The sequence below is a fragment of the Oceanococcus sp. HetDA_MAG_MS8 genome (genome assembly GCA_019192445.1).
GTDB lineage: Bacteria > Pseudomonadota > Gammaproteobacteria > Nevskiales > Oceanococcaceae > MS8.
Genome location: JAHCMK010000001.1, coordinates 525,413 through 545,327, shown reverse-complemented (window position 1 = coordinate 545,327; position 19,915 = coordinate 525,413). Strand labels below are relative to the sequence as shown.

Annotated in this window: 16 protein-coding genes and 1 tRNA gene; 13 read left to right on the top strand and 4 right to left on the bottom strand. The window is 58.4% G+C overall.

What is annotated here, in order from left to right; translation table 11 throughout:
• Nucleotides 1-120: 120 nt before the first annotated feature.
• Nucleotides 121-1,224 carry an alpha/beta fold hydrolase gene (locus tag KI787_02195; protein ID MBV6628743.1) on the top strand — a complete coding sequence of 368 codons (1,104 nt, stop codon included), beginning with the start codon at nucleotides 121-123 and terminating at the stop codon, nucleotides 1,222-1,224.
• Between the two features lie 136 nt (nucleotides 1,225-1,360).
• Here the strand turns inward: KI787_02195 and rmuC are convergent, their stop codons facing one another.
• Nucleotides 1,361-2,776, bottom strand: a complete 1,416-nt coding sequence (rmuC, locus tag KI787_02190) for a DNA recombination protein RmuC (GenBank protein MBV6628742.1) — start codon at nucleotides 2,774-2,776, stop codon at nucleotides 1,361-1,363.
• A gap of 111 nt (nucleotides 2,777-2,887) precedes the next feature.
• On the opposite strand from rmuC, the gene KI787_02185 reads away from it, so the two are divergent.
• The 9 genes from KI787_02185 (at nucleotide 2,888) to KI787_02145 (ending at nucleotide 12,381) form a co-directional block, all read left to right on the top strand.
• Nucleotides 2,888-3,724, top strand: a complete 837-nt coding sequence (locus KI787_02185) for an alpha/beta hydrolase (GenBank protein ID MBV6628741.1) — start codon at nucleotides 2,888-2,890, stop codon at nucleotides 3,722-3,724.
• The gene (locus KI787_02180; GenBank protein ID MBV6628740.1) at nucleotides 3,721-4,506 is read left to right on the top strand and encodes an alpha/beta fold hydrolase; all 786 of its coding nucleotides are present in this window, start codon (nucleotides 3,721-3,723) and stop codon (nucleotides 4,504-4,506) included. Before KI787_02185 ends, KI787_02180 begins: the two co-directional genes overlap by 4 nt.
• Nucleotides 4,503-5,612, top strand: coding sequence for a glutathione S-transferase family protein (locus KI787_02175; protein ID MBV6628739.1), 1,110 nt, complete (start codon nucleotides 4,503-4,505; stop codon nucleotides 5,610-5,612). The genes KI787_02180 and KI787_02175 overlap by 4 nt, the downstream gene beginning before the upstream one ends.
• A complete protein-coding gene (locus KI787_02170) occupies nucleotides 5,609-6,919 on the top strand; it encodes a 3-deoxy-7-phosphoheptulonate synthase (GenBank protein ID MBV6628738.1) in 1,311 nt (436 codons plus the stop codon). The genes KI787_02175 and KI787_02170 overlap by 4 nt, the downstream gene beginning before the upstream one ends.
• Nucleotides 6,916-8,124, top strand: coding sequence for a lytic murein transglycosylase (locus KI787_02165; GenBank protein MBV6628737.1), 1,209 nt, complete (start codon nucleotides 6,916-6,918; stop codon nucleotides 8,122-8,124). Before KI787_02170 ends, KI787_02165 begins: the two co-directional genes overlap by 4 nt.
• On the top strand, nucleotides 8,121-9,152 hold the full coding sequence (gene tdh, locus KI787_02160; GenBank protein ID MBV6628736.1) for an L-threonine 3-dehydrogenase: 1,032 nt from the start codon (nucleotides 8,121-8,123) through the stop codon (nucleotides 9,150-9,152). The genes KI787_02165 and tdh overlap by 4 nt, the downstream gene beginning before the upstream one ends.
• The gene (locus KI787_02155; GenBank protein ID MBV6628735.1) at nucleotides 9,149-10,333 is read left to right on the top strand and encodes a glycine C-acetyltransferase; all 1,185 of its coding nucleotides are present in this window, start codon (nucleotides 9,149-9,151) and stop codon (nucleotides 10,331-10,333) included. The genes tdh and KI787_02155 overlap by 4 nt, the downstream gene beginning before the upstream one ends.
• A gap of 54 nt (nucleotides 10,334-10,387) precedes the next feature.
• Entirely contained in the window at nucleotides 10,388-11,779 is a 1,392-nt protein-coding gene (locus KI787_02150) for an L-serine ammonia-lyase (GenBank protein ID MBV6628734.1), read from the top strand.
• Between the two features lie 77 nt (nucleotides 11,780-11,856).
• Nucleotides 11,857-12,381 (top strand): YIP1 family protein, encoded by a 525-nt coding sequence (locus tag KI787_02145; GenBank protein MBV6628733.1) that lies wholly within the window; start codon nucleotides 11,857-11,859, stop codon nucleotides 12,379-12,381.
• Between the two features lie 41 nt (nucleotides 12,382-12,422).
• Here the strand turns inward: KI787_02145 and KI787_02140 are convergent, their stop codons facing one another.
• From KI787_02140 to KI787_02130, 3 genes are all read right to left on the bottom strand, one after another.
• Complete coding sequence (locus KI787_02140) at nucleotides 12,423-12,848, bottom strand: PaaI family thioesterase (GenBank protein MBV6628732.1); 426 nt, start codon at nucleotides 12,846-12,848, stop codon at nucleotides 12,423-12,425.
• Complete coding sequence (locus tag KI787_02135; protein MBV6628731.1) at nucleotides 12,848-13,294, bottom strand: PaaI family thioesterase; 447 nt, start codon at nucleotides 13,292-13,294, stop codon at nucleotides 12,848-12,850. The genes KI787_02140 and KI787_02135 overlap by 1 nt, the downstream gene beginning before the upstream one ends.
• Nucleotides 13,295-13,445: 151 nt before the next feature.
• Nucleotides 13,446-15,152, bottom strand: a complete 1,707-nt coding sequence (locus tag KI787_02130) for an HDOD domain-containing protein (GenBank protein ID MBV6628730.1) — start codon at nucleotides 15,150-15,152, stop codon at nucleotides 13,446-13,448.
• Between the two features lie 121 nt (nucleotides 15,153-15,273).
• Here KI787_02130 and KI787_02125 point away from each other — a divergent pair, with 121 nt between their 5' ends.
• The 3 genes from KI787_02125 to KI787_02115 all read left to right on the top strand — a co-directional run bounded on the left by KI787_02125 (nucleotide 15,274) and on the right by KI787_02115 (nucleotide 19,895).
• The gene (locus KI787_02125) at nucleotides 15,274-17,004 is read left to right on the top strand and encodes an OPT/YSL family transporter (protein MBV6628729.1); all 1,731 of its coding nucleotides are present in this window, start codon (nucleotides 15,274-15,276) and stop codon (nucleotides 17,002-17,004) included.
• 113 nt (nucleotides 17,005-17,117) lie between these two features.
• Nucleotides 17,118-17,194, top strand: a tRNA-Arg gene (locus KI787_02120).
• A gap of 229 nt (nucleotides 17,195-17,423) precedes the next feature.
• Nucleotides 17,424-19,895, top strand: coding sequence for a penicillin acylase family protein (locus tag KI787_02115; GenBank protein ID MBV6628728.1), 2,472 nt, complete (start codon nucleotides 17,424-17,426; stop codon nucleotides 19,893-19,895).
• Nucleotides 19,896-19,915 lie beyond the last annotated feature (20 nt).

The window sequence follows — 19,915 nt, the reverse complement described above, 5'->3', positions numbered from 1 at the left end:
GTTGTGGCTTGCCGGGGATCCTGACAATCACTCTTTGGTCGCAGTGCTGACTGCAGTGCTCCTGCGCGGGCAGCTGATCTGCGGCACAATGCGCGCCCGAGCCCACTCCCCGAAAACTGCGTGAAAGCCCGTCTCCCGACTCCTCGCCGTCCTCTCCATAGCCTGCGCAACGCTCGTGATCGATTTCTACATGCGCGCGACTTGATCCAGGCTGGGAAGACCCAGCACCGCATCATCCATCGCCATGACATCGTGAGCGTGCGCGCCTATCCGGCACTTGAGGACGCCCACGCAACCCCTTTGGTGATCGTCCCGCCGCTGGCGGTCAACATGTTGATTTATGACCTGTTCCCGCAGCGCTCTCTGGTGCGCTTTTATCAGGAGCAGGGTTTCCGGGTGTACATGATTGACTGGGGTCGGCCCGGTAGCCGGCAAAACAGCTGGAACTTTGCCACTTACCTCAAGCAGCTGATGCCGGAGTGTCTGGAGCAAATTCGCCAGGATGCAGGAACCCGGACTCTTTCCCTGCACGGCTGGAGCATGGGCGGCATTTTTAGCTACTGCTACGCAGCCCTTGGTGACCCCGACATTGCCAACTTGGTGCTGCTCGGCCCTCCTTGCGATTACCACGCCCCAGGCGGTGTCAATTGGCAAAACCGACTACTTGCCAAGCAGATGCGCCAACTAGAGCGCGTGGGTTGGAATGTGCACGGCACACATCCACGCTGGTGGCGCAGCCCGGGATGGGCCAACAGTTTGGCTTTCAAATTGGCGAGCCCCGCTGGAACCATGCGTGGCTACACAGACCTGCTGCGCAACCTCCATGACCGGGAGTTTGTGACCAACCACGCCACCCATGCTGCATTTTTGGATGACATGGTCGCCTATCCAGGCGGCGTGATCCAAGACGTACTCCAGTATTTGCTCACCGATAACGTGCTTGCGTCCGGGCGTTTGCCTATTCGCGACTGCGCGGCTTCGCTGCAGTCTGTAAAACAACCTGTACTGATGGTACTCGGCAAGAGTGACCCCATTATTTCTCCTGCATCCAGCCAGCGGCTGCGCGAACTGCTGGGTAGCACCGAGCTGGAAACCATGCAGGTTCCCGGAGGGCACATGAGCATCGTGTCTGGTAGCAAGGCACCTAGTAGTATTTGGGAGCCTAGTGCTGCGTGGCTAGCCCAGCGCAGCGGGGGCCGGATCAAACAGCAGCCCGCAGCATGAACGCCGCGCTTCTGCTTCCAGCACACGCCACCGGTCTTGGTGCCTCTTAACGGAAGTTCATTTCTTGTATAAGCCCCTCAAATCGTCCGATGCGAGGAACGCTCCACGGGAAATGATCAATCCCTTGGCAAGGCAACTAGGGTGACTCAGTTTTAGACTCCGCCTCCGACGGTGCCAGCGCGGCAGCTTCGCGCTGGGCGTCGTCGCGCCAGCTTTGGGGCAACAACTTTTTGGGTTTGACACCCAGCTCACGCAGCATTTCGGCCTGTCGGATCACGTTGCCCCGGCCGGCCACCAAGCGTTTACTCGCGGTGCCGAAGGCATCCTGCGCACGTTGTAGGTGGTCCCCAACCCGGTCCATCTCCTGCACAAAACCGTTGAGTTTGTCGTAGAGCTCCGCACCGCGGCTGGCAATCTCCTGGGCATTGCGGTTCTGCGCATCCTGACGCCATAGGTAAGCCACGGTCCGCAACGCGAAGAACAAGGTACTAGCACTCACCAGCAAAACTTGTTGCTGCCATGCGTGCTGAAACAAGTCCCCATCGTCTGCCACCACACTGAGCAGGGCTGGCTCAATGGGGACAAACATGACCACACAATCCAAAGATTGAATGCCGTACAAATCTTGGTAGTTTTTGCTGGCCAGTTGGCGTATGTGGGTGCGTAAGCTATCGCGATGGCGGCGCAACGCGGCTTGGCGGCTGGCGTCGTCTTCGGCGGCATGCGCGGCCTCCCAGTCCACCAACGACACCTTGGAGTCGACCACAATATGACGGTCCTCTGGCAGATGGATGACCACATCAGGTTGCAGGCGCACGCCATCAACCATTTGGCTGACCTGCACCTCATACTCGCGCCCTCTCTCCAGACCTAGGCTTTGGAGAATGCGCTCTAATACCAGCTCCCCCCAGTTGCCGCGCGTTTTGGACTCGCCTTTGAGCGCGCGTGTGAGGTTCTGGGCATCTTCTGAAAGGCTGCGGTTCAGGCTAAACAGCTCGCGCACCTGGGCTGCGAGCGCACTGCGCTGCTTTCCTTCGCTGTCATAGAACTGCTCTACCTTGGCTTGAAACTCACCCAGTTTGGAGCGCACTGGATTGAGGAGCTCCCCCAGGTTCTTTTGATTCAGTTCGGTAAAGCGACGGCTTTTGTCTTCTAAGATATCTTGGGCCAGGAGCTTAAATTGCTGGCTGAGCTGCTCTTTGGCCTGCTCTAACAGCTCTAACTTTTCTTTGGCTTGCTCCTGGCTTGCCCTGAGCTGCTCTTCCAGCCGGCCGTGAGCCTCCCGCCAGTGCTGGACCTGCTCTGTAAGCCGCTGCTTGTCTGCATTCGCATTCTCCAGCTGCTGAGCGACTGCGCGCAGCTCAGCTAACTCGATGGCGGCCTGCTGATTCTGCCTTTGCAGTTGTGTCGCGGTGTCTTCAGCTGTGGCTAGAGCCTCAATGTGGACCCGTTTTTGCTGGCGCCAAATGGCAGCCGCCACAATGCTGATGAGGCTGGCTCCTAAGAGCGCTCCGCCCAGACCCACCAGCAAGGTCGCTGCATCCCACATCATCCTTTTTGGTCCTCTCGTTAAAATACATCCATCTTCTAATATCACTGGCTCAAACGCTGAGCCTGCAATGGCGATGGGATGCGCCATATTGCCCCCGCATCGGAGAATGTTATGCGACTGATTGCCCTACCAGCCGCGCTGCTTTGCGCATTGATTGCATCTTGCGCCTCAGCCCCAGATTTGCCCGCCGCACAGTCTTTAGGAACGTTTAACTATCGACCGGATGGTAACTCGTCCCGCACTTACTACACTGTACACCGCCCACAAGATGCCAAAGTCAGGCCTGCTGTGGTCATTATTCACGGCGGTGGCTGGCAGCGCGGTGAGCCAAGCGACATGCAAACCTATGTCGATCGCGTGGTCGCCGAAGGCTGGGTCGCCATCAATATGGCCTACAGACTGGCACCTAAACACACTTGGCCGGCCCAAAAACAAGATCTGTATGCGGCTCTCAGCAGTATCCACGCCAACGCCCAGGAATATGGTCTAGACCCCAGCCGTATCGCCATCTTAGGTTATTCGGCGGGTGCCCATTTAGCAGCTGTTGCGGCCTTGGACTCGCCTCCGCGCTTGTTGCCTCCTGTGGCGTGGGTGGGCGGAGCCGGACCTTATGATCTCACGCAGTACCCGCAATCCAAACTCGTCAACGCCTTTTTGGGCGGCGTGCCCGCCGCTGTGGGCAGCTCTATTTATAGAGATGCCTCCCCCTTACTCAAGGTCCATAGCTTGGCACCACCGGCCTACTTGTGGCACGGGAACTGGGACTTACTTGTCGACCAAGGTCAGTCCGAGCGGATGGCCTTGGCCTTGAAGGCTTATAACGTCCCCGTGGTCCTGCGCGAGCGAACCGCACGTGGGCACTTGAGTAATTTCCTGCTAGGCAAGGATGACTGGGACGATATTGCCACTTTCTTGCGCCCTTACCTGGAGCCTGACCCAGGGACGTGAATGCTTTCGTCAGGACCATTCTGCGCCAGGTCATCTTCTGCCTACTGGCTGGGTTGAGTAGCCCGGTACTGGGCCTCGAATGTCATCCTGAGCAGGGCTGCCTCGAACACCCTGCCAATCAGGGCCAGCGCCCGGCCTTGGTATTCATTCACGGCAGCCCAGGCCGCGCTGGGCACTTTGCGCGTTATCTCGAAGATTCTGCCCTAGCCGACCGTTGGGATGTATTCGCCCTGGACCGCCCAGGTTTTGGGCGCAGCCCAGTGCCATTCACACCAGATCTTCGCGTACAGGCACAACAGCTGCTGAAGCAATTGCCAACCTCCCAGCCATTGACGCTGGCCGGCCACTCTTTGGGCGGGCCCGTAGCCCTATGGATGGCAATATTGGCTCCGAAACAGGTGCGCCGCGTTGTGCTGCTTGCTGCATCACTAGCGCCCGAATACGAGCACCCACGCTGGTTTAACCATATGGCGGCTAGCGCCCCAATTCGTTGGGTTTTGCCACGGAGTTGGCGGCGAAGTAACCGCGAAGTCATGGCTTTGAGCACCCAATTGCAGGCACTCTTGCAGCATACTCCGCAGCTACATGCCCATTTGACCATCGTACAGGGGGCTCAAGACCGCTTGGTCAACCCGGCAAGTCCAGCCGTTCTGCTCGACCACTTGCCAACAACATTGCCACGCGAGCACCTCGTCTGGGACCACAGCGGCCATTTGCTCCCCTGGCGCGACTATGTGCGCACCCGCGACCTCCTCCTGACAATTCCACCGGAGACTTCATGAGCGCAGACCTTAGGCTTTATGCCCTACCCCACTCGCTCTACAGCGCCAAAACACGGGCGAATTTGCGTTGCAAAGGCCTAGCCTTTGCCGAAACCCCTGCCACTTTGCTGCGCATTAAGCGCGTGCTCCAGCCCCGTACGGGCCTGGCGATGATTCCGGTGTTGGAATTGGGCAATGGTGTTCTCATCCAAGACACCAGCGTGATCTTTGACGCTCTGGAAGGCTTGTACCCAGAGCCCGCGTTGTTACCCAGTCACCCCGAAATGCGCTTGGCGGCTTACTTATTAGAGTTGTTTGCCGATGAATGGCTATTGTTGCCCGCCATGCACTATCGCTGGGACTATCTTGCCGACCCGGAGCATCGTGCCGACATAGAGGCACATTTTGGTTTGCTGTTGTCTGCGCAAGCGCCGCAATGGCTCAGACGTCAGGTGGGGTCCATGCTGGGCAAGACATTTCATCAGTTCCTGCCAGGACTGGGTATTAACGAGCGTACGCGGCCGGTGATTCAGCAGCGCTACGGCAACCTGCTCGACACCTTGCAGGCCCACTTGCGCCAATACCCCTACTTGCTTGGTAGCCGTCCGAGTTTGGCTGATGTCGCCATGATGGGCCCTTTACATGCTCATCTTGGGCGCGATTTGGTGCCGCGCAGGCTGATGCAGGAACGCAGCCCAGCCGTGTTCGACTGGGTGCAACGCGTCCATGAGGGAGCTGCGGTCTCCCCAGGGGGAGATTGGTTAGAGGCTGTACCCTCCAGTCTGGATGCTGTGTTCAAGCAGCTCTTCGAGGACTTCTGGCCTTTCTTGCAAAACAGCGCAACGCGAGTCCAGGAGTGGATCAAGGAACATCCGGGGCGTGTCTTGCCGCGTGGGGTTGGCAACATTGCCTTTGAACTTGGCCCGATCCAAAGCCAAAGAGCCGTCACGCCCTACAGCGTCTGGATGGCGCAGCGTAGCTTGAACCAAGCCCAGGTCATGCAGCAATCAGGTGCGTTAGATCAATCTGCTTGGCTGCAACGAACAGGTGGCTTGGCCGCATTGCGCGACGCGGACTGGCCGCGGCTGCAACGCATTAGCAATCGCATACTGCCGGGGGTGAGATGAAAACCACATGGGAGAAACTCCCGGCCGCGCAGCAACCTGAATGGCCAGACCCCCATGCCCTGGAACAGGTGCTAGGGCTGATACGCGAGCTGCCCAGCCTGGTGACCGTCCCCGAGGTTCACCGGCTCAGCCAGGCCTTGGCGCGCGCGGAATCTGGTGAGCTCTTCGTGCTGCAGGGGGGTGACTGTGCCGAATCTTTCGCCGAGTGCACCAGTGCAAGGCTCACCAGCCAGCTCAAGATTTTGCTGCAGATGAGCCTGTTATTGGTCCATGGACGCCGTCAGGGCGTTTTGCGCATCGCACGTATTGGAGGCCAATACGCCAAGCCACGGTCCGCTCCCACAGAAACCAAGGATGGCCTTACGCTCCCGAGTTACCGTGGCGATAACGTCAACGCACCGGCCTTTACAGCCTCTGCCCGACGCCCGGATCCCCAGCGCTTGTTACGCGGCCACTTTTTGGCTGGCATGACCATGAATCATCTACGCGGCCTTATCGACGGCGGCTTTGCGGACCTGCGCCACCCCCAGTCCTGGAGTTTCGATTGGATGCAGGGTAGCCCCCAGGCCCAGACCTACAGCGCGCGTGTGCGTGAAGTTCAGGATGCCATCGCCTTTATGGAGGGACTGACTCACCAGCGTTCCAGTGATTTGGAGCGCATCGATTTTTATGCCTCTCACGAAGCCTTGTTACTGCCCTACGAGGCTGCCCAGGTTCAAAGCATGGATGGCCGCGCCTACCTGCTGTCCACCCACCTGCCCTGGATTGGTGTGCGCACAGCGGCTCTAGACGGCGCGCATGTACGCTTTTTTGAAGGGGTTGCCAACCCCATTGGCATCAAGGTCGGGCCGCAGATGGATGCCGAATGGGTGGTGGAACTCTGTCGACGCCTGAACCCGGATAACCAAGCCGGCAAGATCGTCCTCATCCACCGCTTCGGAGCGAATCACGTCGACGCCAAGCTGCCAGCATTGGTTCGTGCAGTACAAGCGGCAAAGTGCAAGGCCTTATGGGTCTGCGACCCCATGCACGGCAATACCATCGCAACCGACAATGGCTACAAAACGCGGCCGTTTGACGACATTTTGGCCGAAATACGCAGCAGCTTTGCCATTCATAGTGATTGCGAAAGCCACTTGGGTGGCGTTCATCTGGAACTCACCGGCGATAATGTGACCGAATGCATTGGCGGTGCCCGTGATCTGCAAAGCGCCGACTTAGAAAGGGCTTATTTATCGCGCGTCGACCCAAGGTTGAATGCGGAGCAAGCCCTAGAACTAGCTTTGAATATGGTGAAAACCCCGTGAAAAAACTCTGCGCCTGTGTTGTTGCGAGCATCAGCCTCAGTGCTTGGGCGAACCCCATTCCAAGCGAGCAGCCCAGCAATTACCCGCAATGTTTGGAGTCCTTGCAAGATCTGGCCGCGCAGCGAGGCCTACCCCCTGGCGCGCAAAACCTGATTGGCGCCCTGCAATGGCAAAGCCGTGTGATTGAGCTGGATCGCCGTCAGCCCGAGTTCAGCTTAAGTTTTGGTCGCTACTTCGATCGCGCGGTCAGTGCCGAACGCGTCCGCATGGGTCAAGAGAAGCTGGCTGAGCAGCGCTCGCTGTTAAAAGAACTTACGCGAGAGTATGGGGTTCCCGGCCGTTACTTGGTGGCTTTTTGGGGGATGGAAACCAACTACGGTGGCTACATGGGGAATACACCCAGCCTGGATGCGCTAGCGACATTGGCCTGTGACACCCGGCGCAGTGGTTTTTTCCGCGAAGAACTGCTGAATGCACTGAAGGTCTTGCATGTGCATGGCCTAGACCCCGCCGAGCTGCGTGGTTCATGGGCCGGCGCTTTAGGCCAGGTGCAATTTATGCCCTCTAACTATGTGCGCTACGGCCGCGACGGGGATTCCGATGGGCGCGTTGACCTATTCAGCAGCACCGCCGATGCACTCACCTCCGCGGCTCATTTCCTGTCTCAGCTCGGCTGGCAGCGCGGTGAGCGCTGGGGACGGGAGGTGCTTCTGCCCACTGGTTTTGACTACGCCTTGGCCGATGGCAAAACGCAGCGCAGCCTAGGCCAATGGCAGCAAAAGGGAGTTCGCCGCATTGATGGCTCGGCACTTCCTGCTGCAGACCTGCAAGCACGCTTGTTGGTGCCCGCTGGCGCCGATGGCCCTGCATTCTTGGTTTACCCCAATTTTTCCGTGATTAAACGTTGGAATAATTCCGATTATTATGCGATCGCCGTAGGCCATCTGGCCGACCGTTTGGTTAGGGCCCCGGAATTGCACCGACCTGCCCCCATACCTAGCGAACGGATGGCCTTGGCTGATATTCAACGCGCCCAGCAGCGCCTTAACGACTTGGGTTACAACGCCGGTCCGGCGGACGGTATTGCCGGCTCTGGAACACGCGCTGCCATCCGCGCTTATCAACAACAACAAGGTCTGGTCGCAGACGGCCATTTAGACCTGCCATTGCTAGAACAACTTGGAGTGCTTGAAGCAACACCATGAAAGCCCTTGTAAAGTCCCGGGCCGAGCCTGGGCTATGGCTGGAGGATGTCCCCGAACCAGCTATAGGTATTAATGATGTCCTGATTCGGGTCAAAAAAACGGCCATCTGTGGGACCGATCTGCACATCTACAACTGGGACGCCTGGGCGCAGCAAACGATTCCGGTGCCTATGGTGGTGGGCCATGAGTTCGTTGGCGAAATCGTGGCCGTTGGCAGTAACGTGAACGATTTCGAGGCTGGTCAAATAGTCTCCGGAGAGGGCCATGTGGTCTGTGGCCGGTGCCGCAACTGCATGGCTGGCCGACGGCACCTCTGCGCCAAGACGAGTGGTGTAGGGGTCAACCGTCCTGGCGCATTTGCCGAGTATCTGGCCTTGCCCATGAGTAATGTCTGGGAGCATCGTCCCGGCATCGACTTGGATGTGGCGGCTATGTTCGACCCGCTAGGGAATGCGGTTCATACGGCGCTGAGCTTCGATCTGCTGGGCGAAGATGTGTTGATTACCGGCGCCGGGCCCATAGGCTTGATGGCCGCCGCCGTTTGCCGTCATGCCGGTGCACGCCATGTCGTCATCACGGATGTGAATCCGCAGCGCTTAGCATTGGCAGCTCAGATGGGGGCCAACCGTACGGTTGATGTTCGCAGCGAATCCATAGCCCAGGCACAACAAGATTTGGGCATGGCTGAGGGCTTTGATGTGGGCCTGGAGATGAGCGGCAACCCCCAAGCCTTTCGCGATCTCTTAGCCAGCATGTGCCATGGCGGCAAGGTGGCCATGCTGGGCATCCCCAGTGATGATGTCGCCATCGATTGGAACACCGTGATCTTTAATATGTTGACGCTCAAAGGCATATACGGCCGAGAGATGTACGAAACTTGGTACAAAATGAGTGTGATGGTGGAGTCTGGGCTGGACGTTACGCCGGTTATTTCCCACCGACTCCCGTTTACCGAGTTTCAGGCCGGTTTTGAGGCCATGCGTGCTGGACAGGCAGGCAAAGTCATTCTCAATTGGGAGGCTGTATGAACGCCGCATTCGCAGAGCACATCGCTGCGCAGCTGCAAGACATTCGCGACTCTGGTCTGTATAAGAACGAGCGCCGCATCCGAGGGCCTCAGGCCAGCTATGTCGAAGTTCAGCCTGGGCGTAAAGTGCTGAATCTATGTGCCAACAATTATCTAGGCTTGGCGCAGCACCCTGAGGTTCGCAAAGCGGCAGCCCAGGCCCTGGATGACTGGGGCTTTGGCATGGCCTCCGTGCGGTTTATCTGCGGCACTCAAGAACTTCATACTCAGTTTGAAGCCGAATTGGCCGAGTTTTCGGGCTACCCCGACTGTATTCTGTACCCCAGCTGCTTTGACGCCAATGGCGGCTTGTTTGAGGTTCTGCTGGGCCCGGATGACGCCATCATCTCCGATGCGCTGAACCATGCCAGCATTATCGACGGTGTACGGCTATGCAAAGCCCAGCGCTACCGCTACGCCAATTGCGATATGGCTGAGCTGGAAGCCCGGCTGCAAGAGGCAACCGCTGCTGGCGCCCGCTTTAAGCTCATCACCACCGATGGCGTGTTTTCCATGGATGGCACCATCGCCCCCCTGGCTGATATTTGCAGCTTGGCAAAAAAATACGACGCGCTGGTTCATGTGGACGATAGTCATGCAACGGGGTTTGTGGGTGCTCAGGGGCGCGGTAGTGCCGAGCACTGCGAGGTACTGGGCGAGGTCGATATTCTCACCGGCACCTTGGGCAAGGCGCTTGGCGGAGCCAGCGGCGGCTTCACCTGTGCTTCCGCAGATATCGTCGCTCTTCTCCGCCAACGCTCGCGTCCTTATCTGTTCTCCAACACGGTTGCCCCCGTCGCCGTTGCTGGCGCTCGCAAGGCTCTAGAGCTTGTCCGCCAAGGTCGCCTGATTAGCCATCTACACGATTTGACGCAGCGCTTTCGTGAGGGCATGGATGATCTGGGCTATGTGCTCAAACCGGGCACCCACCCCATTGTTCCGGTCATGCTTTTTGACGCGCCCAAGGCCGCAGGTGTGGCGGAAGCATTGCTCGAGGAGGGGCTGTACGTGATTGCTTTCTCCTACCCGGTGGTGCCAAAGGGTCAGGCCCGCATTCGCACGCAAATGTCGGCCGCGCTCAGCCATGCGGATATCGATTTCGCGATTGATGCCTTCAGCCGCGTCCGCCACCTGGCCGAATAAGGGTGATCGGAGGTGGCTGAAGCACAGTCGGTGGAGGCGATCAGCGTCTTTGACATGCTCAAAATCGGTGTGGGCCCCTCCAGTTCGCATACTTTGGGGCCATGGCGAGCCGCCCAGCGCTTTCTGCAGGAACAGCTTGGTCAACAACAGCCTACGCATCTGCAAATTGACCTCTACGGCTCACTAGCCCTAACGGGCAAAGGCCACCATACTGATACCGCCCTCTGTTTGGCCCTCATGGGCCACGACCCTGTCACTATCGCCCTGGATCGCATCCACACAGATATTCAACAGCTGCAGCAAAGCAAGACCTTGCAGCTCAATGGGGCTGAGTTGAATTTCGACCCGGGGCGGGATATTCGCTTTCATAAGGATCAAAGCCTGCCGGAGCATCCCAACGGGCTTCGCTTTAGGGCACAGGTCGGCGAAGGCGAAGTGCAAGCTAGCTATTTCTCCGTGGGCGGTGGCTTCGTATTAATGCGGGGCGAGACTACGACCGATTCGGCCCATGTGCGCCTGCCCTACCCAGCACAATCGGCGGCTGAGCTGCGTCGTCATTGCCAGCAGCAAGGGTTGAGCATCAGCCAACTTACGCGACTCAATGAAGCCGCCTGGCGCAGCGCCGAAGAGGTCAAGCAAGGCCTGGCCGATATTTGGGCGGTCATGCTGGAGACCATGTACCGCGGCTGCCATAGGAATGGTCACTTGCCCGGTGGTCTCAAGGTCAGTCGCCGGGCTGCTGGCATCTGTCAGAGCTTGATGGGTGAAGACTATGCGCAGCTTGAGGGCGCCCAAGCATGGCTGCGGGCGATTCAAACCAGCACCCCTGGCTTCACCCAGACCCTGCGTTGGATTTCAACCTTTGCGCTAGCCACGAATGAGGAGAACGCCAGTCTAGGGCGCGTCGTGACCGCCCCCACCAATGGGGCTGCAGGCGTGATCCCCGCAGTACTCATGTGGCACCTATGCTTCAACAGCGATGCTCAGGCGCCACAGCACATTGAAGATTTTTTATTGGTGGCCGGAGAAATTGGCAGCCACTTTAAGAAGGGCGCCACCATTTCCGCCGCACTCGGAGGTTGCCAAGCAGAAATTGGGGTGAGCTCCGCTATGGCGGCGGCAGCGCTCACCGAAGTATCAGGCGGCAGTGTGGACCAATGCTTGATGGCGGCTGAAATAGCCATGGAACATCATCTAGGCATGACCTGCGACCCGGTTGCCGGCTTGGTGCAGGTGCCCTGTATAGAGCGCAACACCATGGGGGCCGTGAAGGCGGTCAACGCAGCGCAGATCGCTTTGGTTAGCGACCCGGCTCAAGCCAGAGTGAGTCTGGATGAAGTCATCCGCACCATGAGTCAAACCGCCCACGACATGAGCATCAAGTACAAAGAAACCAGCCAAGGGGGATTGGCGGTGAACATCCCGGTAGGCCTTGCCGAGTGCTGAAGGGAGTCTAAGCGGCTGCTTATTGATCTGGCGATATGCCACACTGCTACGCAACACGATTGTGTACGGAGGGAGAGATGAGCGTGCTTACCCAGCGAATGCAGCGGGCCATGAGGCTGGACCCAGAGGTCTTCGAAGACATCGAGAAAGATGACACCGCAACCGGTCAGGCCTTGTTGGTTGTGGTTCTGGCCGCCGTCTGCGCGGGTATTGGTGGTGCCGGTTTGGGTGGCTTACAGGGTGTCATCGCTTTGGTGATTGGCAGTCTGGTGGGTTGGTTACTCTGGGCGGCCATTATTTACTTGGTTGGAGGGCGATTACTGGCCCAAAGCCAAACTCAGGTAGATATGGGGCAATTGCTGCGCACTATGGGCCTAGCCCAAGCGCCGGGGGTACTACGCATCTTCGGTGTTATTCCCCTGCTCGGCGGTTTGGTCGTGCTGGTGGCCCAAGTATGGATGTTGGCGTCCATGATTATTGCCGTACGCCAAGCTTTGGACTTCAGCTCAACAGCGCGCGCCATCGTGGTGGTCATGCTGGGCTTTCTGGGCTATTTGCTGGCCCTCTCATTGATTGCGGGGCTCTTTGGTCTTCGGATTTAAGGATGGCGCCAAGCAAGGCCATGCCCTTTTAGTGAGCTGCGCTAAGTCGCGCCACCTTCAGCAGACTGCGCAGGTGCAGGGAGCAAACAGTGCATTCGAGCCACGGCTACCAGCGCGTTGGGGTCTTGCTGCCACACCCGTACAACCACCTGCGCTACGCGTCGCCCTTGCTTTAGCACCTCACACCGGGCAAAGCTCTGCTGCGCACCAGCGCTACGCAAATAATCAATGGAGAAATCGACCGGCTTGGGCACACCCTGGACCGACTCACTGCGCATAAGCCAGAGTACTGCCGCCGTTTCGGCAAAGCCGGCAACCACTCCGCCATGCAGGGCCGGCAACTTGGCATTGCCGACTAAATCGGGCCTGAAGGGCAAGCAGTAGCAGCCCTCCTGGCGGTTATAGACAATCCCTAGCAGCTGCGCGTACGGAACGCCCTGAGTTGGCTCTAACTGTGAATCAAGCATCAGCGTCCTGCTGTCGACTTGGTGTTGGCTGCCCGCATAAAACAGGCACGGCCCAGAGTAATGGGCTGTTCCGGGTCGTCTTGCCAAATTACCCCGCTCACAAAAGCAACCTGCTTGGTGATACGGTCAATGCTGGCGCGTGCCCATAAGTCCTTCGCGGCCAGGGCTGGTTGCAGGTAATCCATGCGCAAATCCAAAGTGGCAATAGACTCGCTGTTGCCCAAGGCACTGAAGACCGTCACCCCAAAGGTGGTGTCCATGAGGCTGGTCTGCACTGAAGAATGAATGAGCCCCTGCTCCACATCGCCAAGGAGTTCCGGCCGGTAGGGTTGACGCAGAGTGCCTTGGCCTGGCTGCAATTCCTCTATCACCTGCCCCAGATGGCGGCTATGAGGAATGGCCTCAGTAAATCCCTGACGCAAGGCGTCTAAGTGAAGCGCAGGCATGGCGCGCCGTTCAGGTAAATGGGTCGTCACTATAGCGAAGCTTCACAACTCCGTATGATCCGGACGCCAATAGCGCACGCTTTGAGTCTAAGCCGGCCACGACGGAAGCGCTGACGACATCCGCAAGCAAAGCGATGGAGAAACCGCCGCCCTAAGCCGCCTGCTGCCCTAATCCTTCGCGTATATCTTGAGCCAGCAAGTCCACCCCGGTGCCATCCAGCATCCCGAAATGCGGACTCAGCACCTGCAGCTGAACTTGGCTCAGTCGCATTTCATCACCGCTGTTGTCGCTGTCGTCTAGTCGATGGGCCATATGGTCGGCCAGTCCCACCAAGGCAGCACCTAGCGGCAACTCTGAGTCTCCAGGCCATACACCATGGTGGCGGTTAACGGTTTCAATCAGATTTTGCGGTAGCCCCCAGCGCGCCATCATCAGTCCTGCAAGCTCGGCATGGTCTATACCCAACTCCGAACGCTCAATCAGCATGCTGGGTAAGCACAGCTCCTGAGCGCGGGCTTCACATGCTTGCATCTCTCGGCTGGCCACTACATGCAGGCAGACCTTACCAACGTCATGTAACAAGCCCGCAGTGAACACCATAGGAACCAGAGCGGAATCGACCCGTCGGGCTAGAGATCGGCTGATCTCAGCCACTTTAAAGGAATGTTTCCACAGGGCAGCACCTGATCGACTCTTGAGCTGGCTGAAGACAGTTTCGGTACTGACCGACAAGGCAATATGGGCAATTTCCTCACCGCCCAATAAAACCAAGGCATGACGAATCGAATCGACGGTGCTAGACAGCCCAAAATGCGGGCTGTTGACGACCGCAAGTATGCGCGTACTCAGTCCAGGGTCTCGCTCCACGATGGCCGCTAAAGTGTTAGTGTCGTAATCACGGTCTTGGGCGAGTTTGTAGATTTCCAGGGCATGCGTAGGAAGTGTGGGCACCTTGCTCATGGTTTCCAAGCGCTGCAGGAGGTCGTCTCGCAGCTGGCGCCTTTTGTCTTGGCGGTTGGCATAAGCAATCAGCAGCGCATTGCGCTGCTCCAGAATACGCTCGTCGGCCACACTAAATTGCGACCAATCTTGCTCTATACCCACAGGCCAGGAGCTGCGCAGCCAACGTACGGTGTCTTCGGGTAAACCCTCGCGGCTACGCAAGGGGCCCAAAGACACACATTCACGCCACAACTCGCCAGCGAGCGGCCAGCGTACAAAGGGCGGAGTCGCCGCGCTGCGGTTGGCATCCCAGGCGGCGCGCGCGGAGATACGCTGGGAGAGCTTGGCCAACACCTCCTCAACCTGCGTGCCATCATCTGGACAAATCGCCATCGCCGAAGCAAAGCGCAGTTCGCCGCCGAGGTGAGCAACCAGTTCACGCTTGAGTTTGGCCAACCATGCGGCTGCGCCCTGTTCGCCGGCTAGGGGGCATTTCACGACAATGTCCGTGCCGTTGAGCACTTGGTAGCCTTCGTCCAAGCTGCGTGCGCAGGCCTGGGCCAAACGCCAAGTAGCCTGCGGTTGGTCACAGCGCAGCATGGCGTATAAAAGTTGCACCTCTCCATCCATGGCCCAACGCATCTGACTGCGAAATTGCTGTAGCCACACCTCTTCCAGCAGCCAGTCGCCGAGCATCTGCGCACGATCTGTGAGCGCAACTGCGCCTAAGGAGCTCAAAGCCAATTGGTGTTTACGAGCAGCTTCCTTATCGGAGAACACGCGTAGCTGTACGGGCAGGTGGTTCAGGACATCTTTGAGCTCATGCCGCTGGGCCTCTAAAGACCTTTGCAAGTAAGGCAACAGCTTGGGGTACTGCACATCAGGCGCTACGGCGCGAAGGCGGAGTATCCACATTTCCTGTGCCTGGCTGGGTCGATCTTGCGCTGCCGAATGCATAGCTGAAAGGAAGTGCCCTGAGGTAAAAACCCACGTGATACCTTGCCATCAGTTAAAAGCCTGTCAATAACCTTTTGCCATGAGCGCTCAGCACCAACCTCAGCTCACCGCACGCGCCCTGATGACTGGTGTTGTTCTAGGGCTGATACTGACCCCCTGCAACGTGTATAGCGGCTTGAAGATTGGCTGGTCTTTTAATATGTCCATCGCCGCTGCATTACTTTCTCTGGGCTTCTGGCGCTTGGCGCAGCAGCTATGCGGTAGCGCCGAGTGGGGCTTGTACGAGAACAACATCAACCAAACAACGGCGTCGGCGGCCGCCTCCATCATCTCTGGGGGCTTAGTTGCACCCATTCCGGCATGGACATTACTTACCGGCCAAACTCTGCCCATCACTTGGTTAGTTCTGTGGGTCTTTACCGTTAGCGCCCTGGGTATTGGAGTGGCTGCTAGCCTCAGACGCAGCCTGATTATTGAACAAAAACTCCGGTTTCCAGCAGGCGTAGCCACTGCCGAAACAATCACCCAAATTTACCGCGGTGGGCGTGCTGCCGTGCTCAAGTTACGCGCCTTAGTGGCGGCGCTATTAATCGCGGCTGGTAATAGCTGGGCTCAGTCCTTGGGCTTGGGTCTTGCGCGCTGGAGCCCTCCTGGAACAGGACTGCATGGGCTCAGTCTGCAAAAGCTTGGCATCGCCCTCGACCCGTCATTACTCATGCTGGGGTTCGGAGCCATCATTGGCTGGCGTGCTGGCCTCAGCCTACTGCTGGGCGCCCTGCTGGCCTGGGGCCTACTAGCCCCTGAAGTGATTAGGCGCGGCTGGGTACAAGCATCGCCCGATGCAGAGCTCTGGTTCGGCCCCCTGGTCGAATGGCTGCTATGGCCTGGGGTCACACTCATGGTGGTGAGTTCCTTGGGCAGTTTTTTGCTTTACCTAGCAACCAACAGCCCGACAAAAATACGGCAAGGCGAGCCTGCAGCCCCTCGCTCTGACCTAAGCCGCAGCTGGATGGTGGGTGGATTCGTGTTGGCCGCTATTGCCGCTGTCATCCTGCAACAACACCTCTTCGGCATTCGTTGGTGGGCCGCAACTGCGGGCGTAACCATGAGCTTTGGACTCGCCGTCGTGGCCGCGCGGGTGGTGGGGGAAACCGGGATTCCCCCCATTGGCGCCATCGGGAAAGTTGCGCAGTTAGGCTTTGGCGCCATTGCGCCTGGCAGCGTCAGTAGCAACTTGATGGGTGCCAATGTCACCGGTGGCGCTGCGGGCCAGAGTGCAGATTTACTCAATGACCTCAAAACTGGTTATGCCATTGGTGCCTGCCCGCAGTCCCAGATATTAGCGCAAACTTTAGGCATTCTTTGCGGCAGCGTGGTGGGTAGCCTGAGCTACCTGGTACTGATTCCGGATCCACACACACAGCTGCTCAGCGCACAGTGGCCCGCCCCGGCTGTTGCCACATGGAAAGCCGTGGCAGAAGTTTTGGCGGGTGGCTGGGAGGCTCTGCCCCCACATGCCGCCACTGCTAGCGCCTCTGCCGCTGTGGTTGCGGTTGCTCTGCTGGTTCTGCAGAAGCGCCTTGGACCAACTGCGCAAGCCTGGCTACCAAGCGGACCAGCCCTAGGGCTCGCATTTGTGATTCCGGCCTGGATCAGCGTAGGCATGTTCACCGGTGCCGCACTTGCCCTGTTCTTTGCTCGTGTTGCACCTGCACACGCACGAAGCTATACCCTGCCCGTCGCCGCAGGCTTGGTGGCCGGGGAAAGCTTGGCCGGAGTCGGGCACGCGGCCTGGGCGCTGCTTGGCTAAACTTTCATCGTCAGCCCGCCCTTGTCATGGTTTCAACAAAGTTTGCCCACAAACCCTTGCTGAATTCGCAAAGCTGTATATAATGCGCGCTTCACCAAGACATGGTGACGCGCGGGCCCGTAGCTCAGTTGGATAGAGTGTCTGGCTACGAACCAGAAGGTCGGGAGTTCGAATCTCTCCGGGCCCGCCATAAAGACAACAAAAGGATCAGCCCTTCAGTGGTCTGGTCCTTTTTTTTGTGCAGTGGTCTGGTCCTTTTTTTGTGCGGCCTTTTTTGCGTGGCAAATTGATGCGCGAGGAGCGCATCCCTCATTCAGCTGTCGTCCTAGAACGCCAAGCGGATTTTCGCTATGGTCTAGGTACCGGGTATTGGCGGCAAATGAAAAGAGCCTGACTGTTCAGGGACCGAGGAGACAACAATGAAATTTCTTGCTGCCAAGGCGGCGATGGCTCTGGCCGTCGTCGGCATTATTCTCAGCACGGCCTGCGGCGGCGGACGCACAGTGACCGAGTCCTCAGAGGTTACGAATAGTCTTGCCGCGACAATCACCCGCACCGCCCACGGCATTCCCCATATTGAAGCCAACGATTGGGCAGGCCTGGGGTTTGGCTACGGTTATGCGGTGGCTGAGGACAATATTTGCCGGCTGGCCGATTTCTACCTCACGGTGAACGGGGAGCGCTCTCGGTTTCATGGTCCCGATGCGACCTTTGCCTTTCCGGCGAACCTTTTCGAGTTTCGCAATGCCGATAGCGACTTCTTCTTCAAGCTCATTCATGCCACCGGCCAGATTGAATCCTTGTTGGAGGCGCCGCCGCCAAACGGCCCCAGCGCCCGTATGCGCGAGCTGCTTCGTGGGCATATTGCCGGTTATAACCGTTACTTGGCGGATACCGGTGTGGACAATCTTTCCGACCCCAACTGCCGGGGCGCCGAGTGGGTGCGCCCAATTGATGAAACCGACGTTTACAGGCTGGTCCACACTTTGGGCATTTTTGCGGGATGGGCTGCCTCTGCAGGGGGAATTGGCAGCGCTCAACCCACCGTAGATGTGCCCTTAGGGGCGAACCCTTTTTCGGACTTCGCCGCCAGCCTTTCCGACGCCACAAAAGCGCGGGCGGTCAAACAGGCCCTGCAGCCTGCCATGGCCAGCAATGCCCTGGCTGTGGGCAAAGAAGCCACCAAAGATGGCCGCGGCTTATTGCTGGGTAACCCCCACCAGGGTTGGATCGATGCTGCGCTTTTCTACCAAGTGCACCTGAGCATTCCGGGCAGCTTTGATATGAGTGGTACCAGCTTTCTAGGCTTGCCCTTTGTAGTGATTGGTACGACCCCGACCATGGCCTGGTCTCACACCACCTCGGCCGCCTTCAGATTTCTGCCCATACAGCTGACCATGGTAGGGCCCTATACCTACCTGGTAGATGGGCAGCCTGAAGACCTGCAGCCATGGCCGCTAGAAATTGCCGCCCGCCAGGCCGATGGCAGCCTAAGTACGCTGCAGCGCACGCTGTACACCACCCGCTATGGACCCATGGTCACCAACATTGCGGGGCTGGACGCTTTTGCCTGGACTCCGGCTACAGGCTTTGCCATTTCGGACGTGAACAGCGAGCACATGCGCTACCTGGAGCATTTCCTGGAGATTGCTGAGGTGCGCACGGTGCGCGAGCTCAAGGCCTTGCTGGAAGACCTCCACGGCATACCCTGGGCTAATACGGTCGCCGCCGACCGTGCCGGGGAGGCGCTGTTTGCCGACATTACCGTCATCGCGAATGTGCCGGACGCACATGCCCTCAGCTGCAGCACCCCCGCGGGGGCTGCCGTATTTGCCGCAGTGGGCCTGCCCGTTTTAGACGGCAGCCGCTCGGAATGTGCACCGGGGGACGCGCCTGATGCCCGTCAACCGGGCACCATGGGGCTAAGCCAGCTTCCCTCTCTGATTCGGAACGACTACGTCCTGAACGCCAACGATAGTTACTGGTTGTCTAACCCAGAGCAGCCCTTAAGCGGCTTTGCGCGCGTGCTCGGAGACGAAAACACCGAGCGCCGCCTGCGGACCCGTATTGGTCTGACCATGATCGCTGATCGTTTGCAAGGGCAAGACGGCATGGAAGGTGACCGTTTCGATCACCAGAACATGATGGAGATGATGTTCAACTCCCGCCAATATCTGGCGGAACTCTGGCTGGATGATTTGCTGAGCTTATGTGAAAGCCTGCCTATTGCGATTGGCAGTAGCGGTCCGGTGGATGTCTCTGAAGCCTGCCCCATTCTGGCCAGCTGGAATCGCCGCGATGACATTGAAGCGCACGGCGCCCTGCTCTTCCGTCGCATCGTATCCGGCTTGCTGGGGCAAACACTGCCCTCCGGCACAACCACACAGACACGGCTGCCAGGAACTTCCGCATTCTTGGTTCCCTTCTTGCCTAGCGACCCCGTGAATACACCCCGCGGGCTCAACATTGCTAGCCCGTTGGTCATCCAGGCCCTCGCCGACGCGGTGGCCGAACTGCGCGACCTGGGCATTCCCCTGGATGCCAAACTTGGTGATCATCAGTTTGTAGAGCGTGACGGCCAAAGAATCCCACTGCACGGCGGTATCGATCGGCAAGGCCTGTTTTCTGTCTACCGCATGGAATGGGACCCAGACAACGGGGTGTACGCCAATCCTCAGCATGGCAACACCTATACCCAAGTGGTGAGCTTTGCCAATGAGAACTGCCCCAGGCTTTCAACCATTACCACCTATGGGCAATCCCAAGACCCCACATCGCCCTGGTTCGCCGACCAAACCCGACTCTACAGCGACAAGCAATGGATCGAGGTTCCATTCTGCCGCGAAGACATCAACGCGCAGGCGCTATCAGTGATGGAGCTCAGGCAATAACACATACGCCCGGTTTGCTT

What these genes read in the sequence shown, in the direction of transcription:
- rmuC (MBV6628742.1), bottom strand. Translation starts at nt 2,776, where the DNA reads ATGATGTGGGATGCAGCGACCTTGCTGGTGGGTCTGGGCGGAGCGCTC.
- KI787_02185 (MBV6628741.1), top strand. Translation starts at nt 2,888, where the DNA reads ATGCGACTGATTGCCCTACCAGCCGCGCTGCTTTGCGCATTGATTGCA.
- KI787_02175 (MBV6628739.1), top strand. Translation starts at nt 4,503, where the DNA reads ATGAGCGCAGACCTTAGGCTTTATGCCCTACCCCACTCGCTCTACAGC.
- KI787_02170 (MBV6628738.1), top strand. Translation starts at nt 5,609, where the DNA reads ATGAAAACCACATGGGAGAAACTCCCGGCCGCGCAGCAACCTGAATGG.
- tdh (MBV6628736.1), top strand. Translation starts at nt 8,121, where the DNA reads ATGAAAGCCCTTGTAAAGTCCCGGGCCGAGCCTGGGCTATGGCTGGAG.
- KI787_02155 (MBV6628735.1), top strand. Translation starts at nt 9,149, where the DNA reads ATGAACGCCGCATTCGCAGAGCACATCGCTGCGCAGCTGCAAGACATT.
- KI787_02150 (MBV6628734.1), top strand. Translation starts at nt 10,388, where the DNA reads ATGCTCAAAATCGGTGTGGGCCCCTCCAGTTCGCATACTTTGGGGCCA.
- KI787_02145 (MBV6628733.1), top strand. Translation starts at nt 11,857, where the DNA reads ATGAGCGTGCTTACCCAGCGAATGCAGCGGGCCATGAGGCTGGACCCA.
- KI787_02140 (MBV6628732.1), bottom strand. Translation starts at nt 12,848, where the DNA reads ATGCTTGATTCACAGTTAGAGCCAACTCAGGGCGTTCCGTACGCGCAG.
- KI787_02135 (MBV6628731.1), bottom strand. Translation starts at nt 13,294, where the DNA reads ATGCCTGCGCTTCACTTAGACGCCTTGCGTCAGGGATTTACTGAGGCC.
- KI787_02130 (MBV6628730.1), bottom strand. Translation starts at nt 15,152, where the DNA reads ATGTGGATACTCCGCCTTCGCGCCGTAGCGCCTGATGTGCAGTACCCC.
- KI787_02125 (MBV6628729.1), top strand. Translation starts at nt 15,274, where the DNA reads ATGAGCGCTCAGCACCAACCTCAGCTCACCGCACGCGCCCTGATGACT.
- KI787_02115 (MBV6628728.1), top strand. Translation starts at nt 17,424, where the DNA reads ATGAAATTTCTTGCTGCCAAGGCGGCGATGGCTCTGGCCGTCGTCGGC.